Origin of the sequence: Acinetobacter nematophilus, assembly GCF_026344175.1 — a bacterium.
In the GTDB taxonomy this organism is placed as follows: Bacteria; Pseudomonadota; Gammaproteobacteria; order Pseudomonadales; family Moraxellaceae; genus Acinetobacter; species Acinetobacter nematophilus.
The window spans coordinates 543,252-561,248 of the sequence record NZ_JAPKMY010000001.1 but is presented as its reverse complement, the minus strand read 5'-3'; the positions used below and the strand labels follow the sequence as shown (position 1 = coordinate 561,248).

13 protein-coding genes are annotated in these 17,997 nt (G+C 37.7%); 7 read left to right on the top strand and 6 right to left on the bottom strand.

Features of this window, described 5'->3' with window-relative positions; translation table 11 throughout:
- Positions 1–27 precede the first annotated feature (27 nt).
- From OSH00_RS02675 to OSH00_RS02660, 4 genes are all read left to right on the top strand, one after another.
- The gene (locus tag OSH00_RS02675; protein ID WP_266129126.1) at positions 28–861 is read left to right on the top strand and encodes an undecaprenyl-diphosphate phosphatase; all 834 of its coding nucleotides are present in this window, start codon (positions 28–30) and stop codon (positions 859–861) included.
- A 177-nt stretch (positions 862–1,038) separates the two neighbouring features.
- Positions 1,039–1,824, top strand: coding sequence for a hypothetical protein (locus tag OSH00_RS02670; RefSeq protein ID WP_266129125.1), 786 nt, complete (start codon positions 1,039–1,041; stop codon positions 1,822–1,824).
- Between the two features lie 230 nt (positions 1,825–2,054).
- A complete protein-coding gene (locus tag OSH00_RS02665; RefSeq protein ID WP_266129124.1) occupies positions 2,055–2,810 on the top strand; it encodes a hypothetical protein in 756 nt (251 codons plus the stop codon).
- Positions 2,811–2,901: 91 nt separating this feature from the next.
- A complete protein-coding gene (locus OSH00_RS02660; RefSeq protein ID WP_266129123.1) occupies positions 2,902–3,300 on the top strand; it encodes a hypothetical protein in 399 nt (132 codons plus the stop codon).
- 42 nt (positions 3,301–3,342) lie between these two features.
- On the opposite strand, the gene OSH00_RS02655 is transcribed toward OSH00_RS02660, so the two are convergent.
- The 3 genes from OSH00_RS02655 to OSH00_RS02645 form a co-directional block, all read right to left on the bottom strand.
- Complete coding sequence (locus tag OSH00_RS02655) at positions 3,343–6,939, bottom strand: AAA family ATPase (RefSeq protein ID WP_266129122.1); 3,597 nt, start codon at positions 6,937–6,939, stop codon at positions 3,343–3,345.
- Positions 6,940–6,948: 9 nt separating this feature from the next.
- Entirely contained in the window at positions 6,949–8,202 is a 1,254-nt protein-coding gene (locus OSH00_RS02650) for an exonuclease SbcCD subunit D (protein WP_266129121.1), read from the bottom strand.
- Between the two features lie 265 nt (positions 8,203–8,467).
- Complete coding sequence (locus tag OSH00_RS02645; protein WP_266129120.1) at positions 8,468–8,845, bottom strand: VOC family protein; 378 nt, start codon at positions 8,843–8,845, stop codon at positions 8,468–8,470.
- A gap of 107 nt (positions 8,846–8,952) precedes the next feature.
- Here OSH00_RS02645 and OSH00_RS02640 point away from each other — a divergent pair, with 107 nt between their 5' ends.
- Entirely contained in the window at positions 8,953–9,585 is a 633-nt protein-coding gene (locus tag OSH00_RS02640; RefSeq protein ID WP_266129119.1) for a hypothetical protein, read from the top strand.
- Between the two features lie 582 nt (positions 9,586–10,167).
- On the opposite strand, the gene ntrR is transcribed toward OSH00_RS02640, so the two are convergent.
- The 3 genes from ntrR to prs form a co-directional block, all read right to left on the bottom strand.
- Positions 10,168–10,914 carry an ADPR responsive transcriptional repressor NtrR gene (gene ntrR, locus OSH00_RS02635; protein WP_266129118.1) on the bottom strand — a complete coding sequence of 249 codons (747 nt, stop codon included), beginning with the start codon at positions 10,912–10,914 and terminating at the stop codon, positions 10,168–10,170.
- A gap of 160 nt (positions 10,915–11,074) precedes the next feature.
- On the bottom strand, positions 11,075–12,571 hold the full coding sequence (locus OSH00_RS02630) for a nicotinate phosphoribosyltransferase (RefSeq protein WP_266129117.1): 1,497 nt from the start codon (positions 12,569–12,571) through the stop codon (positions 11,075–11,077).
- Between the two features lie 18 nt (positions 12,572–12,589).
- Positions 12,590–13,483 (bottom strand): ribose-phosphate diphosphokinase, encoded by an 894-nt coding sequence (gene prs / locus OSH00_RS02625; protein ID WP_266129116.1) that lies wholly within the window; start codon positions 13,481–13,483, stop codon positions 12,590–12,592.
- A 908-nt stretch (positions 13,484–14,391) separates the two neighbouring features.
- Between prs and OSH00_RS02620 the strand changes: the two genes are divergently transcribed.
- Both OSH00_RS02620 and gltS read left to right on the top strand, forming a co-directional pair.
- A complete protein-coding gene (locus tag OSH00_RS02620; protein ID WP_266129115.1) occupies positions 14,392–15,633 on the top strand; it encodes a DcaP family trimeric outer membrane transporter in 1,242 nt (413 codons plus the stop codon).
- 517 nt (positions 15,634–16,150) lie between these two features.
- Positions 16,151–17,386: a sodium/glutamate symporter gene (gltS, locus tag OSH00_RS02615; RefSeq protein ID WP_196074879.1), complete on the top strand. Its 1,236-nt coding sequence runs from the start codon at positions 16,151–16,153 to the stop codon at positions 17,384–17,386.
- The last annotated feature ends 611 nt before the right edge of the window (positions 17,387–17,997 follow it).

The window sequence follows — 17,997 nt, the reverse complement described above, 5'->3', positions numbered from 1 at the left end:
CATCATTTTAAAAAACTGAGAGCATTAATGACGATTTTTCATGTGCTTATTCTTGCCATCATACAAGGCTTGGCCGAGTTACTTCCTGTATCGAGTTCTGCTCATGTCATTTTGGCCGAAAAATTAATGGGCTTTGATCCCTCTGCACCTGATATGACTTTTCTGTTGGTCATGCTACATACAGGAACAATGTTTGCTGTGATTGTCTATTTTTGGTCATCTTGGCGTAAAACATATTTTTCATCAAAGGCTGATTTTAAGAAACAAGCTGGTTTTATTATTCTTGCCACAGGCATTACCTGCGTACTTGGATTGACTCTACAAGCCGTGATTAAACATGTCTTTTTTGCAGGCGCAAATCATTTTGAAATAGAACAGCTATTTAGCAATTCAAAATTAATGGCCGTTGCCTTGGTTTCAGCAGGGATCTTGATTATTTTATCTGCGCGTTTAGATCGTGGACAAACAGGTGTAATCAGCGGGAAAAGTGCGGCATGGATTGGTGCGATACAGGCATTATGTTTGCCATTTCGTGGATTTTCTCGTTCAGGTGCAACCATTTCAACAGGATTATTCTTGGGGGTTACTCGGCAAAAAGCGGAAGAGTTCAGTTTTGCGTTGGCTGTCGTGCTTACCCCTGCTGTGGTTGTTAAAGAATTCTATCGTCTCATGCATGCGGAAAACTTTCAAAATATGCATTTAACTCAACTGCTTTTACCAAGTGTACTTGGTATGGTGTTTAGCTTTATTGCAGGTCTTGCTGCTTTAAAATGGTTATCCAGTTGGCTTGAACATGGGCGTTGGCACTTGTTTGGTTTTTATTGTATTGGTTTTGCCAGTGTCGTTTTAGTTTTGAGTTAAAGGGAGTTCGAGCATTACAGCATCATCATAGACAGTTTGTTGAGGACAAATGCAAGGCGTTATTTGTCCCAGACAACAGAATCCGTTTTTTAAAATATATTCTACAATTCTCAATGCACAGCTGTTCTCAAGTTGACTATACTCATTAAAATAAAATTTATAAACTGGGAATAAAATATGAATAAATCCAAAATATTATTGTGGTTAAGTCTTTGTGCTTTGATCACTGCTTGTAGCACGACAAAATATACGCCATCCAATGATACTGTGAGTTTAGAGACGCAACCTGCACCTTCAGCCAAACCCGCACCTCGACCTGCTAGTATGACATCCAAACAAAACCAGGTTCGATCGGACGAACGTTTGGGGACAAAATGGGGGGATGATCTAAATTCGTATGTCACCCAAGTGGATTTAAAACGCTTAAGCAATCGTCCAATGGATGAAACTCAAGTGCGCTACGCCAATAAGCAATTCTCGGGGCGTAGTATCAACAGTATTTCTTTGGCAGCGGGGAAAGTGAGTTTTTCGATTGTTGATGATCGTGGTCGAATCTTGCCACTTTATCGTGATGGGCAAAATTATTACCTTTCAGCGATAGATGGGCAAAGCTATCAACTTCGCTATTCAAATACCAGCAACCAAACATTCGAAATTGTTGCAAGCGTAGACGGTTTGGACGTTTTAGATGGCAGTCGAGCTTCACGATCGAATAGTGGCTATGTATTACGTCCATACAGTTCATTCGCAATTGAGGGATTTAGAAAGAGTAATTCTTCCGTGGCCTCATTTACTTTTAGCCGTCCCAAAGATGCATATGCTGCCAATTCTGCAAATGGATCTGTTCAAAATACAGGTGTGATTGGAACCGTGGTTTATGAATTAAAAGCACCTCAATATCAGCCAGCTAAAAACTCAAACAAGGGTTATGCACCTGCTCCAAATGCGTTTCCAGCAGATTAAGACATTGAGTTCAGAAGAGCTATGGATTTATAGCATTCTAGAATACTCTGGGATGTTATAATGTTACACAATTGCAATAATTAAAAAATAGTACACTCAGTTGCACTCGGTTATGATGAGCCCGATAATAATCTCAGGACTCATCTTTCTAATTGTTCAATGTTATTGAATAGATACAAGACATTATAATGATTGGATTGCAACTTATTACTTTAAAATAGGTTTTTATAATGAAAAATATAAATATATTTCTCTGTCTTTTGTTGTGTATTTTTCTTGCTGCTTGTTCGAAAAAAGCAGATGAAAGTTCATCCAACTCTTCCGTTGAAACGACCAATACCGATGCTGCTGCTGAAGCTGCCAATAATCAAGTCTCTGCTGATGAAAAACTGGGAACCAAGTGGGGCGATGAAATTGATTCCAAAGTGACAGAAGTGCAGTTAAAACGTAAATCTGACGAATCTTTGGCTGAAACAATTGTGCAATATGCTGATAAAAATTATCAAGGAAAAGCAGTGAATTCTATTTCAATGGCGGCAGGGAAAGTGAGTTTCTCTGTGGTCGATGATCATGGTCAATATATTCCGATGCATCGTGTTGGGCAAAATTATTATTTGTCAGGACGAGAAGGACAAAGTTATCAATTACAGTATGAAAATAATACAGGTAAGACCTTTGAAATTGTGGCCAGTGTTGATGGTATTGATGTAATCAATGGCAGTGAAGCTTCCCGGGCCAATGCTGGTTATGTATTGCATGCACATGACACCTTGAAAATTGAGGGTTTCCGTAAGAGTGATTCGGCTGTTGCGTCTTTTACCTTTAGTAAACCGAAAGATGCCTATGCTGCAAATTCTGATCAAGGCTCTATCCAGAATACAGGTGTAATCGGTACAGTGGTCTATGAGTTGGAAGCGCCAGAAGAAAAAGCTAAACCAGTAAATAAATATGCGCCTCCACCGAATGCATTTCCAGCAGACCGATAAATCATCTTTTGAGCAAGCATAGCGTATTTATGAAAACCATCTATGCTTTTAAAAAACTTAAATCCATTAAAAACAAAAGAGTCAAGATACAATGAAATTACTCAAAGTTTGTGTGATCACTTTACTGGGCATGGCTTCCATACCAGCATTTGCCAATCCAATAGAAGATCAATATAAAGCTCTTGTTGCTCCTCAGCCGAGTTATGCTAAATTTCAAAAGAACTTTAATACGATTTTGGGAAAAATCGAAGAAATCACTGAACGTGCAACTCAGACTCAAGATCGAGCGGAACTTTATCCGATGTGCGTTGCAATTCAGAGTTCAATCACGGTATTGAAAAACAACCAAAAATACAAAGCGCAGTACGATCGTGACTATAAACAGTTTGATACGACCTTTGATGAAACCCTTGCATCGGCAACACAAGGTTTGAGCGATAAAAAAGCAATTTGTGATCAAGCCAAAAAAGAATATTTAGCGCAGCACTGAATGCGTTAAATCGAGTTTAGAGGAGGTCACTTCCTCCTCTTTTTAACTGACCACTTCTATGGTACTGGCACCAGCACCTAAAGGTTTGACCTGAATCTGTACGGGAATACGTTCATGCATGTCCTGTATATGTGAAATCAATACAACTTTTCGTCCTTGGTTCTGTAGTTGATCCAAAGCATTCATCACCATATGTAATGATGAAGCATCAAGTGTTCCAAAACCTTCATCAATAAACAAGGATTCAATTTTCATTGAACCGGAAGCCATGTTGGCAATTGCAAGAGAAAGTGCAAGTGCGGTCAAGAAAGACTCACCACCAGACAAAGACGCAACAGATCGGGTTTCTCCATCCATATCATGGTCAATTATGGCTAGGCTGAGTGAGTTTTCGAGACGCTTTAGGGTATAGCGTTGAGACAGCATTGCCAATTGTTGATTGGCGTGTTCAAGTAAAATATCCAAATTATATTGTTGTGCGTAATCACGGAATTTTTTACCAGTTGCATCCCCCATTAAACCAGAAATTTTCCCCCAACGATGTTCCTCTTGCTGTACGCTTTGAATCTGATCGGCGAATTGTTTTTGTTTTATGAGGTTTTGCTGATGAAGTTCAAGTTTAAGCTTAAGTTGATCACGAATCTCAACTTGAATTTTAAGTGCATCAATATTGTCTAGGAGTAATTGTTGCAACTGTCCACTCTCTATTTGTGGTTGCAGTGTTTCATGCTCTGTGAGTTGTTCTTGAATGGTTTTAAGTGCTGAATTGGCTTCATTCAAGGTACGTTCGGCTTGCTGTAACTGCTGTCGGATTTGCTGTTCCTGTAGCGGTGTAATTTGAGCTAATTTTTCCAAATCATCAGACTGAAAATCTGGATGTTGTGTTAACCATTGCTGAATTTCTAGATTCACTTGATTCAAATGGTTTAAATTTTGTGTGCACTGTACTTTAAGCTGTTCAAGTTGACTTTTTTCTTGTTCGAATTGGTTGCGCAGGTGTTCAAAGCTTTGCTTGAGTTGCTGATAATGCTGTTGGCATTGCTGACGTTGCAGGTCATGCTGTAATAACCATTCATTTGGTTTGACCTCACTTAATCCGGTCATGCGATAAATCAATTGATTCGCAGTTTGGGTATTTTGTAGTCCTTGGAGCTTAATCTCAGCCAAGCTTTGAGAGGTTTCAGTAATATGTTTGAAGATATTGTCTAGATTGAGTTGAATGTTAAGCTGTTGTTGAGTGTAGAGATCTAATTGTTTGCCGTACTGTTCCTGTTGATCAAGTTGTTGCGCACGTTGTTTTAAACGAATACAGACATTTTCTGCGGTGGTGATCGTCTGCAGTTGCCACATGTCTTGTTCTTTCTCAGGCAAGCATAAAACGATATGCTGAATTTGCTGCTGTAAACTTTTGGCTTGCTGTAATAAATTGACCGCGTGTTGAGTACTTTGCATCAATTGCTGCTGCATTTTAATGGTTTGCATCCATTGTTTGGACTGTAAATCCATTTGCTTAATCTGCTGTTGGAATTGTTCAGTCAACTGCCGTAACTGCAACATGATTTCAGACTGCGTTTGAGTAAGATCAAGCTTAATTTTAAGCGCATCGATTTGTTCGGTACACGTCTGTTGAGTCGCAGTAATTCGTTCAACAAGTCGTTTTAATAAAGTCTGCTGCTGCTGTTGTTCGGCATTTAATTTGGTTAAATGCTGTTGGTTGAGTTGCCAGATTTTAAGCATATCTTGTTCTTGAAGCGTGGCTTTCTGTTCTTGTTGCAGCTGTAAATCAAACAGCGCTTTAGAAACAACGGAGTCACCCATTTTATAAGGATGCGTGGTACTTCCACAGACCACACAAGGTTGATCTACGGTTAACGCTGCTCTTAAATTTTCGATATTTTCTGCATGCAATAAACGTTGTTGTTGAAGGATATCTTGAAGCTTGATTCGAGCCTCTTTTGCTGTGTGATAGTCCTGTTCAGCTTGAACGGTCGCTTTTTCAAGTTGCTGACATTGTGTATCACGCTGATGAATTTGAGCTGTAAGTTGTTGAGACTCTGACTGCAACTCAAAAAATTGCTGTAATTTTTGTTGAAGGACATCAAATTGATTGAGTTGGTAGAGTGTTATTTCACGTTGTTGACGAGTTTGTTCAAGCAACGTTTCTAGCTGGTCTATTTTGCCAAATTGATCAATTAAAGCTTGTAATTGCGTACTTTGCTCAGTGAGTTTAGCTTCGGCTTGGTTCAAATTTCCAAGTTGATTTTCGATGCTTGGATAATGCTGGATAAATTGGCTGAGTTGTTGTAAATGTGCCGTTAAACCTTTGTCCAGACTTGAAAATTGTTCTGTCTCAACAAGTTTTTGACTTAAATGTATCTGTTGTTGAGTAAGCTGTTGAATATGCTGTGCAACGTCCTGTTGCTGACTTTGCAAAGGGTGTTGTGATTGTTCTAATTGATTAAGTTTAGATTGAATTTTTTTAAATTCTGTTCCAATAAAGTCACGTTCTTGAATACATTTGCGTACCTCTTTTAATGCTTCAAAATGTGTAGTTTCAAAATTCTGTATATCATTTAAAGTTGCTTCCACTTGAGTAAAATTTTGCTTTTGCTGTTCAAATTGAACATTCAGCTCATCAAACAATTGCTGTTGCTTCTGCAGTTGTGGCGTAAGCTGCTGTTGGTTTTTGAAGAACTGTTGCTGTTGAACAACAATTGGGCGAATTTCAGAAAACTCTTCTAAACGATTTAAACGTTTACGTTCAGGCATTAAGTCATGTTGTGCTTTAAGCTGTACATCGACAAATTGCTGTTTTAGAATCATTTCATGTTCTAATTTCTGTTTGCGTTCAAACCAGAGCCATTGTTTTTCAAGTCGCGTTTTTTCCGCTTCTAATGTTTGATAGGTTGATTCGATGTGTTGAAATTGAGCCGATAGTTCGGCCAGATCTTCATCAGACAACAGGTCAATGTGACCAAGTAGATTTTCCAGTTCTTTGCGTTTTGAAGCCACCAATTTGGTTTTCTCATACGCCAATTGACCAATTTTTCCAAAAATTGCTGAATTGGTTAAATATTCAAGTAGCTCTCCACGTTCATTATCACGTGCTTTTAAAAAGGCTGTAACCTCAGATTGAGCCAAAAGTACAGCACGGGTAAATTGCTCAAAACTTAATTGCGTAATTTTATAGATACTGCTGTCTACGGCTTTGGCTTTATCCGCAATCACCGTTGCATCAGTCAGACATTTTAAATAGCGTTGTACGCTTTGCAGTTTCCCATCTGCTTTTTCTCGTGAACGTTTTAGTTCCCAACGGGCCAAATAATGTTTTTGATCCTGTGCAACAAAACAAAGTTCTGCAAAACCATGCGCCGTACCCCGACGAAGTACTGTCAGCGGGGAGTTTGTTAAAAGCTCTGAGCCATCTACATCTTGTAACTTGCCATCACTGTCTTTTAAGCGTGGAATTTTATTAAACAGGGCAAGACACATTGCATCCAGAATCGTTGACTTCCCAGCCCCCGTTTTTCCAACAATTGCGACTAAACCAGCTGAAGCCAATGGTTCGGATTCAAAATCAATAAAATGTTCACCAGAAAGCGAGGCTAAATTTTTAAGTCGTATGGATAAAATTTTCACAGCAAACTCCTATGCTTCAGGTTCATTTTCGAGTGCCTTCTCCGCTTCTTGCAGCAAATTTAAAAAGTCTTTGAAAACAGCATCATCATTTGCATAACCATTTTTTTCCCAAAGTTGTTGGAACAGTTTCTCAGGGGTAGGTGGCTCTAGATGGATTGTACGCGGTGCATTCCCATCATTTTCATTAGTTAAGTATTGTCGCGAAATACGGACCAAACGGTAACGGTCTTTGGGCAAAGCTTGTTCAAATTGTTGACGCAAATTTGGTGGTGGGGGAACATCAGTATGATATTCAATATCGACATATTCACGATGGTCAATATTGTCAATTTCTCCGCTTGGCAAAGCATTTAACTGAGCGAAGATCGCGTTCAATTCACCTTTGATTTTATGGAGTTGTACACTTCGAGGAATATAGACACTTTCAAACTCAAAACGGGATTCATCTGTGTTTGATGGGTCAATCCGTACGTCTATAATTTGATGTTTGTAGTGGATTTCACTAAATGACAGTGGAATTGGCGAACCACTGTAACGGATATGTGCTTGCTCTACTTTTTGTGGTTTATGTAAATGTCCAAGTGCCACATAATCGAGAATATCTTCAAATAATGCTGTTGAAAGCGCTTCTTCATTGCCCACAATAATTGGGCGCTCGGAGTCGGAAGTTTCACCACCCTGTATATGCGCATGCGACATTAAAATCAGCGCTTGCTCATCAGTTTTTCTTTTTCTGGCTTCTGAGATCAACTGTTGATGTAAATAGGCAATCGCATTTTGACTGTTATGGGTTTGCTCATTAAATCCTGTAATTTCAGCTGGGCGTAAAAAGGGCAGACTGAGACACCATGCTATAATATTGCGTTGTGGATCATAAATCGGAATGAGTAAACGATCTAAGTCAATTTGACCCTGACTATTTTTATGGATAACCCCCACTGTTTTGGCGTGATATTTCTCAAGTAAAGGTTCCACTTGCTCAATGCGGTAACCTGAATCATGATTTCCTGCAATCATGAGGGTTTGCATATGCGGTGCAAGATCATGTGCATCTGCAAGAAATTGATATAACTGTTTTTGAGCCGATGAGGCTGGATTAATCACATCAAAAATGTCACCAGCAATCAACAAGGCATTGGGTTGTCTTTCTTGAATCTGCAGCAATAACCACGCTAAAAAATGTTCATGTTCATACTGGCGCGAGTGGTTATAAAAGAATTGTCCCAGATGCCAGTCTGAAGTATGAAGAAAGCGTACAGTCATGTGCGTGTTTGATCTTAATGCGTTGTAAAATAAGGTAGCATAAATTCAGAGATGAAAGAGATAAGAAGTTTTTTTGTGTTGATTGAATAAGCATATATTTTATTGCTCACCTCGACTGAAATTGATTGAGTAAACAGCCACTCGTCCCTTGTGTTCAACTCAATCAGCAGTTTCGTCAAGCTGTGAAAAACAGACACACGGCAATATAAAATCTATTTATTCATTACCTGAGTTGATTTTAAAAATATCTTTCATGTTTTGAAAATCATTGTGCATTTGGATCAACTTGAACCAAGCCAAATGTATTATGGTCTGCATCTAAAAAGTAGCCTTGCCAACATTTGTTGGGAATGGCGAATTTTTCCATGGCAACACGACCACCCAAGGCTAAAATTTTTTCAGCTGTTTGATCAAAATCTTCTACTTCAAAAGAACAGGTAAAAGCATTGGTTCCGCAGTGGGTAGGTGGTGTCTGGGCTGGACGTTCCAGTAAACCCCCATGGAGTGTTGCTGTTTCAATTTGATAATATTGAATCGGTAAACCTTCAATTTTGCTAAACTTCCAGCCGAAGACTTCATGATAAAACTTAACTTCACGTTCAGGGTTTGAAGACTGAATTTCAAAATAGCATAGGTTATTCATTATTATTTTCCATCGATGTTTGATCGAGTTATTAACATAAGATAATTTGATCAACGACGATGTATAAATATTGAAAATGAGAGCAAGAATAAATAAAAGAGAGTGCTATGAATAAGGAAAAACTTAAGGCATTTCGTGAGAAAGTGGACATTCCTTTGATAGAAGCATTGTCGTTACTTAAACAAAATAATGACGATATTGAACAATCGATTGCAATGTTTCATCAAAATAGACTCAACGAAATTTGTTTAACAACGGGGTGTAATGAAACGCTCGCAAAAGCATATTACACACATCCTGTATATCAGCAGAATGTTGAAAAAATTATTGAAAAGATTGATGAATTTAATCGACGTCCAATTAAATTGACCATAGCGGAAAACCCCAAATATGTTAATAAAGTGGGTTTCTTTATTTGGGCAGAAGATGAAAACTTAGTCGAGGTCCAACATGAAAAGAATAGAACTTATTTTATTCCACAGGATGATTTTGCTTATGTGATTGAAATATTTAAATCTATATTTCCATTGTGGAGCCTGCAGAGAAATGAATTCGAAGGTCGTTTTGATCCTTGTTCCGTTAATTATTTTGATTACAATGCAGTACAGAAAATTGTTTCAGATCTTAGAGATTTGTCTTTTGAAGATATAAAAATAATGAATTTTTTAGAGCATCTGGCATGCTGCTTAGAAGAAAAAATACAGATTGGAACTTATGTGATTGTTTTTGGTAACCAATAAATCAAACTTAAATTATAGATTTCATTTAAATCGTGATTCCTCATATTTTTTGAGCTTGGTTAAAATTTGATGACCAATATAGTTTTAAAATCAGGATAGCTTGACCAATAGTATTCATTCCAATAACAGACTATTCTGCTTTGTGTCGTTTGAAAATACTGACAATTTTCTAATATAAAATCACTCCATTTGTTTTGATTATCTTTATTGAGATGTGGCTCAATGATTTTCAAAATTTCACCCCCACATTCACCAATCAAGTGAAAGATAGATGGTGTCATAAAGTATTCAAATTTTGTTGAAATAGTTTTTCCAGTGCTTTTTGCCGGACATAGCCATCATGGTGACATGTAAAAATAAACTACAAAATCTATCGTTGTCTCAATCGGAAATTTTGAAACTCAACAGATTGTACAGCGTTGATATAGATTCTGGCAGGTATCTTGATGAACGCTTGATGAACCATCACTTCACATTGAGTATTGTCATGAAGCTGGATTTTCTGGTTTTCGAGATATTGAACTACCGTAATAACATCCTCAATGAGTTCTCGTGGAAAAGCTTGAACTCATCGTAGGGCTATCATGATGGACTGGATTCTCGTGGGTATTCCAGAATTCTTGGAAAATGGAAATCATAATTCTCCAAAGCATATTTATACAGTTGGGCAGGGCGTTTACCTGCAATTTTAGATTGATCTGTTTCTTCAACTGCACCGGCTTCAATCATACGTCGTCTAAAGGATTTCTTTTCTAGGCTTTGACCCAAAATTATTTCATAAATCTGCTGTAATTCAGTCAAGGTAAATAGTTTTGGCATCAAACTGACCGGTAGAGCGGTGTAACGCGCTTTACTGCTCAAACGTTCAATTGCCATGTCTAAAAGCTGTAAATGATCAAAGGCCAAATCCAGTTTTTTTGCTTCTGTAACGGAAACCCATTCACTATATTCTGTTTGTTCGGTAGCGACTTGCTGAAATTCTTTGAAATCAATCAGTGCAAAGTACAAGGCAGTGACAGCCCAACCACGAGGATCACGCCTTGCATTACCCACTGTTGCAACTTGCTCTAAATGGGGAGATTGAAGCCCCGTTTTTTCAACCAATTTACGTTGCGCAGAAGCCATTAAATCAGCATCTTGGCTTAAATCAACAAAGCCACCTGGGAGTGCCCATTTATCTTTTTGCGGAAAATTTGAACGTTTAATCAATAAAACCTGTAGTTGTCCTGCATCCACAGAAAAAATAGCCATATCGACTGTGAAAAGGGGAGCATCGAAGTCTTTTTTATTATAACTTGACAGAAATTCCTGTTCAGCATTTAAAGTCATAATAAGGCTCACTTAATTTTATGAAAGTCATGGATTGTCTTTGATTATTGCAGGGTGAAGGCGTTTCTCCAAGTAGAAAATTTCTTGATTAAAATGAGAGAAGTCTTCTAAGTGTGAACGCATATAAGCCCTACAGGAAAGCAGGGCTTATACCAAATAGCTATAATTCATTCTGTAATCGCTCACGAATTTCATTCAATGAGCATTCTTGAATCAACTGACCGTTTTCAAACACTGTGTTTAGCTCTCCTTGTTGTTCTTGCTCTACTGTTTGTTGATCAAACATTACAAAGCCTGTTTCAGTTTTTTCAACACGAAGTAGCCCCTTGGCTGATTTTTTTGTTCCAGAATCAGTGATAGGATCTTTAAACAATTCACGTGGAACACCATTCACTTGTCCCCAGGTTGCTTTAACCGCAAAGCCAAAAGTGTCACGAGTTAAATAGTTATAAGTATAACTACCAATTCCAAACACAAGATTATTGGAAGCAAAGCCTTTGGCTTCTAATCCTTGCAGGATGTTTAAAGCACGTTCCAATGTAATTGAATCACCATAGATTAGACCAACACGTTCATTGAGGATTTTATAGCCTTGGTCTGTTTCAGTCCCTCCGAAGATTTCCCATAAACATTCCACCGCACCTTTATAGGCAGGGCTGCCAACTTCTGCATCAGGATCACCACAAATGATTTTTACAGGATCTCCTGAGTCAGGTCGGAAAACCAGTTTGGCCAGTCCTAAAGCATTTGGCTGACGAGCAAGAATTTCATCTTTTAATTCAACAGTAAACTCTGTAATGACTCGCCAAAAGTCCCAAGTATCAGACACAATACTGACCACGCCAGATGGATAAAGTTCAGTGATTAGACGTTTGAATGTTCCAATTTCATCATCTTCACTGCCCATACACATCACACTGTGTTCTGTTGCAGGAACAGAAACACCAATAACACCGTCTGCATTGTAATACTCTTCAGCGTAATCTATAGCTGAAACGGCATCTGTACCGATAAAGCTGGTTAAGTGACCCATGCCATTCTGTGTAGCATCATAAATTCCACTCATTCCACGACTACTAAAGTCATGACCTTGCACTGGAACGAAATCCAAAGCTGCGCCAGTTTTGATCGCATACGCTGTGAGTAGACGTTTATATTCAAAAGCGATTGTTGCCGTGGTACAACTCTTCCATAATTCTGCACTGAGTACAGTTTCCAAGTAATTGGTCAACCAAAAGAATTCAGGTAAAGTATTTACAATCGTCAGCACAGGAACTCTCATATTCACTCGACTACCTTCAGCTAAAGCTTTGATCCGGATCGGTAAATAGCCTAAATCATATAAGGCTTCAATATGATCGACTGGGATAGAACCTTCACCTAATGCATTGTCCATTCGACGTTTATAGGCAGTGATCACTTTGTTTTTATCTTGTTGGAAAAAGCCTTCGTTCCATGTCTCGATTAAAAAATGTTTGATAAAACCCTGCAAACCAAAAAACACGATCTTATCGTCAAAGTCCGGTAGCATTTGAGCTAAACGTGAAGAACGCGGAGTAAAATTGGCATAAACATATTCAGTACCAGCAGGGTATTGACGTCTGTGGTCTGCTTTATAAAAATCGATGGCATTGAGTGGATTAATTTTTAAGCTCATTATTGTTCTCCTGGATGATTAAAATGTACTGAATCGGCTGAATTCAATGATGTTGAGTTTTGGGTTTTCGATTTGAGGGAAGCTGTTTGTTGTAAAAATTTGATCGACTAAACCATCAAAAACCTTTAAACCTTTACTAAAAATGCCGTGTGTGACGTATAAGATCACCTGCTGACAATTTAATTTTTTTAGCTCTTGTGCAATACCAATAAAAGTTGCGCCACCATCACAAATATCATCTGTGATAACCGCTGTTTTACCTGTTAAATCTTCTGCGTTGACTTGAGCATTCTGGATTTTGCCAGTGATCGGATCACGTCTTTTTTCACAGTAAACCATGCCAATTTCATCATCACGTAACCGATTCACAGCATTGGCGATCGCTTTTGTTCGCTGTTTTGCACCTGCATCTGGGCAAACCAAAACACTTTCTTGTGCTGTTAAATAAGCTTGCAGTGATGCATTTTTTAAAATCATTTCACTGGGCTGGACATTTTCAATTTCAAAAAAGTGTGTGTTTTCCTGTAAAAGTTTTTCAGTCACACCACTATGAGCATCCCAGACCTTGATAGATTTGCGTTGCTGCGGAAACTTTTCATGGTTGATATTTAACAGTCTGGTCATAACTTCTAATGAAAAAGCTTGTCCAGTGGCGCAAATACGGTCTTGACGTGCATAGGGAAAATAAGGGATTTCTAAATCAATTTCTAAACCTTGATGGAGCAATACATTTTCGAGTAATAGGTAATCCATCAAATCTTGGCTATTGGCAATTTTTGCTTGAACTTGAACTGTACCTTTCAAAGAATTCAAAATATCTGCCGGAACTTGGATATGTCTTTCACCCCCTGCAAATTGAATATTCTGTATAGGTATCACTTTCTGTTTTGAATCTTTAACTTGGATAGGCATTGCATAGACTCCAATAAAGTGGCTTATTGCCAATACATATATAGTGTCATAAAGCCTATTTAATTAACAAGTGCCACTTACAAAAGATTACAATGAGATGGGTTGAAGTGATTTGAGTTTATTTTTTTGTTTTAAATATTTGTTATATAATAATTTTTAAAATTATTTGCTGAATGTGCTTAAAAAGTATCAATGATCATGACAATGCTGAATACAAGATCAACTCCAGCAGAAGATTGATTTACTAAAATTTCCTTCAATTTTAAAATAAGACTTGGAGGAGGAAAGTATGATTTAAATTAAGATAAATATGATGAATTGAATTGCACAATTTTAATTTTGATTAATTCCCACATCGTAAGATATTGGTGAATGCTCTTTAGCATCTTTTAAAATTTAGATAAAAAGTCTGTCATCTTAGAGGTACAGTAAGATGATTAAAGACATAAAATAAGGAAAATATAATTTAAAAGCGGTTCATTGTCCTTTCAATTTCTCTAAAAAGCTTGGTTTTCCATCAATTAGACTATATACGATAGTCGTATATTGAGTGATGGGCATTTGTCAAGATTTCGCTAAGCCCCCGATTATATAATAATTATAGAAATGTTAATCTGAAAAAAGAATTGAAATCAAAGTCTTATTCGGTAAAACTGATTTTAACTAAGGGGTTGAGTTAGGCTAGATTACAACAGTGTAAGAATTATACACAAATTGTTACTTTTGGGTTTTAACTTAGTTTCAACGCTTTCATAATTTAATAGCAAGCATATATGTGCAATGTTTTTTTAATGTGGTGTTTGAGAGACTACTGAAGAAAACAAGAAAAATTGATTTTTTAGCAAAGTTCTGGGGTTAAAAGGTCAAATTGTACGGATGCACATCATAAATAAGGCTAGGAGTATTTCATGAGTCTATTCACAAATCGCAAGTCATTTATTATCAAAAGCTTAGCATTAACAGTCACTGCTTTGATGGTAAATACAGCTCAAGCTGCTTCTGACAGCCAAGAGATTCAACAATTACGCAACGAAGTTCAAGAATTAAAAGCATTGCTTCAACAGCAGCAACAGCAAGTTCGTTTAGTCGAATCTAAAGTTGAATCTGCACCTGCATCATCTTCAGGTTTAAAATCAAAATCTGGTGCTGATATTAACATTTATGGTTTTGTACGCGGTGATGCGAACTATATCATTGAAGGCGGTGACGACGATTTCAACAAAATTAGTTCAACCAATGGCGAAGCGAAGGACAAACTTCGTGCTACAGCAAAAACAACACGTATCGGCTTAGATTTTAATACACCAGTAGGTGATGCTAAAGTTGGCGGTAAGGTTGAGGTTGACTTTGCGGGTAATGGCGTAAATGAAAACCTTCGTATCCGTCATGCTTACTTAACCTATAACAACTGGTTATTCGGTCAAACAACATCTAACTTCTTATCTAGCCATGCGCCAGAAATGATTGACTTTGCAACGAATGCTGGTGGTGGTACTACACGTATTCCACAAGTACGTTATGCATATAATCTAGCGCCTACAACAAAATTACTGGTTGCAGCTGAAGAAGGTAACAGTGCTGGCGCTACAGGTACAGCTGTTAAATACAGTCTTCCTGTGTTAACTGGTAAAATTGTACAATCATATGCTGATGGTAACGGTAATGCATCTGCACGTGTTTTAGTAGAAAACTACAAAGACAATAATGTTGGCAAAGACAAGACAGGTTGGGGTGTTGCAGTTGGTACAGACTTTAAAGTTGCTGATCCTTTAAAGCTTTTTGCTGATGCTTCTTATGTTGTAGGCAATAGCAACTACCTATATGGCAGTAACAATGCTTACTCTGTTGTAAATGGTGATATTGAACAGAATGAATTCACAGCAGTTCAAGTGGGCGGTACTTATAAAATTTTACCGAACCTACGTTCAACTTTAGCGTATGGCGCATTGTTTGCTGACAATGGTACAGACTTCGCAAAAGCCAACCAAACTGCAAATGAAAAAATTCAACAAGCTTGGTTAAACGTAATTTACTCACCAGCTAAGCCAATTGATTTAGGTATCGAGTATATCAACGGTAAGCGTGAAACTTTTGCAGGTCAATCGTATAAAGATAACCGTGTTGGTTTAATGGCTAAATATAACTTCTAATTTAGATTTTTATTTAGTTTAAAAGCCGAGGATTTTCCTCGGCTTCTCTATTTTTATTGCATCCATAAAGTTTGCCGAAGATAGATTTTGATAACAAAATTTTTTAAATGTTTCGTTAGACATTTGTCAAAAAAAATGCATAATTGACGCTCTTTTTTTTGCATGTTGATGCTGTCAGATAGATGAATCACATGTTTTGGCCTGTTCTGTAAAGTGAATGACTTATCAGGACTGTATTTCTCATTGTTTGATGAAATGATCTTTTATCAATAATAGGAGTAACATCATGACCATTTTCTTTCCAAAATTTCTACAACATTGTAATTCAGTTTATCTCTAAGCTTATTTTTAGAGAAAACTTTGGATTTTCAAGATCGAAAATCTGCCTTTTATTTATTTTTTGTTGTGTCTATCAAGTGATTCAGTAACTGCTAAGCGTATCTGATTACAAAGTTTAGTAGGATAAAATTGCATCACTTTACAGCAAAAAAATATAGCCAAAGCATGGATAATTATTATGGAATTTTCTTTCAATGCCTTTTATACCTTGATTGCTGCAGTCATTGTATTGTTATTGGGGCGCTTCCTTGTTAATAAAATTGAGTTTTTGCGCAAGTACAATATTCCTGAGCCTGTCGCAGGTGGTCTGGTTGCTGCAATATTGTCGTTGTTGGTACACAATTTCTGGGGTTATAGCATTACCACCAGTAGTGAACTACAAACCAGTTTTATGTTGGTATTTTTTGCTTCAATTGGTTTAAGTGCCAATTTTGCTAAATTAAAAGAAGGTGGCTTGGGCTTAGTCATTTTTCTGGTCTGCGTTGCTTCATTTATCGTGGTACAAGACTTTGTCGGAATGGGCTTGGCCACTGCACTGGGCTTAGATCCGCTTGTTGGTTTGATTGCAGGATCAATCACGCTTACAGGTGGTCATGGTACTGCGGGTGCTTGGGGTGAAATTCTTGAAACCCAGCATGGCATACAAGGTGCATTGGCATTGGGTATGGCAAGTGCGACTTTTGGTTTGATTATTGGGGGAATTATCGGCGGTCCATTGGCAAAATTGTTGATCAACCGTTATCAGTTATCCAGTCCTAAGACACAAAAAGAAGTGGATGAAACCAATCAGCAGGCAGTAACTGAACTGGGTGAATATGTTCCATTTGAGTACCCGCATCAGGTCCGCTTAATCACTGCTGACAATGCAATTACCACGCTTGGTCTTTTTGCTGCGTGTTTGGCTTTTGCAGAATTTATGACAGGGTACAGCAAAGGACAATGGTTTGAGTTACCGACATTCGTATGGGCACTTGCAGGAGGAGTTATCCTTCGTAATGTACTGGAAGGTGTTCTTCGCATTAAAATGTTCGACCGTGCGATTGATGTATTTGGCAACGCAGCATTATCACTTTATTTGGCAATGGCTCTGTTATCGTTAAAACTTTGGCAATTGGCAGATCTAGCGGGTCCTTTAGTGGTGATTCTTTCTGCCCAGACACTAACAATGGCCCTGTATGCTGCATTTGTGACATTCAGAGTCATGGGGAAAAACTACGATGCAGCAGTGTTAGCAGCAGGTCATTGTGGTTTTGGTATGGGAGCAACGCCAACAGCGGTTGCCAATATGCAAGCAATTACCAATATGTATGGTCCTTCCCATAAAGCATTTTTGATTGTCCCTTTATGTGGTGCTTTTTTTGTCGATTTAATTAATGCGACAGTGATTCAATTGATTCTTAAATTTATTGCTTAATCTGATTGTATTGTTGAGCCAGTGAATCACTGGCTTTTTTATGTCAATGTATTTCCCACATCACACAGTAAAAAATGATAGCAGCACAGACAGGCACTGAAATATTTATTTTGAACGAGATACCCTCAACACTGTATTGAATATCTTTGATCGCTTATCCAGGTTTTTCTCTGGCATCAGCATAATGATTGGGAAGAACAAAGCCAACTACAATTGCATTGATTCAGCTGATTGAGTTTTGAAGCGAAGGCGTGCTGAATAATTTTGCCCAGTAAGGCAATGCTGAAAAATTAAAAATGTTGTAATCAATACCTTGAAGAATAGAAATGTGCTGATTTCAGCATGAGTATTTTGCACTCAAAAATTTTGATCACATAGCCAGAAATGATGACAGTTTAAATAAATACAACAGCAAAATCATAAAAAATATGCTTAGATACATGCACCTTTGGATTATACCCTGATCTGATAATATATGTCATTGTTAAATAAAGCTTTAATTCCTCTGCTTTGTAGTCTTTCTTTAGCTGCATGTACGCATTCACCTATAAAAAATTTACAGACTAAGGGAGCATCCATTCATCCGGTTTCTGAAGCATCGTCTAGATTGG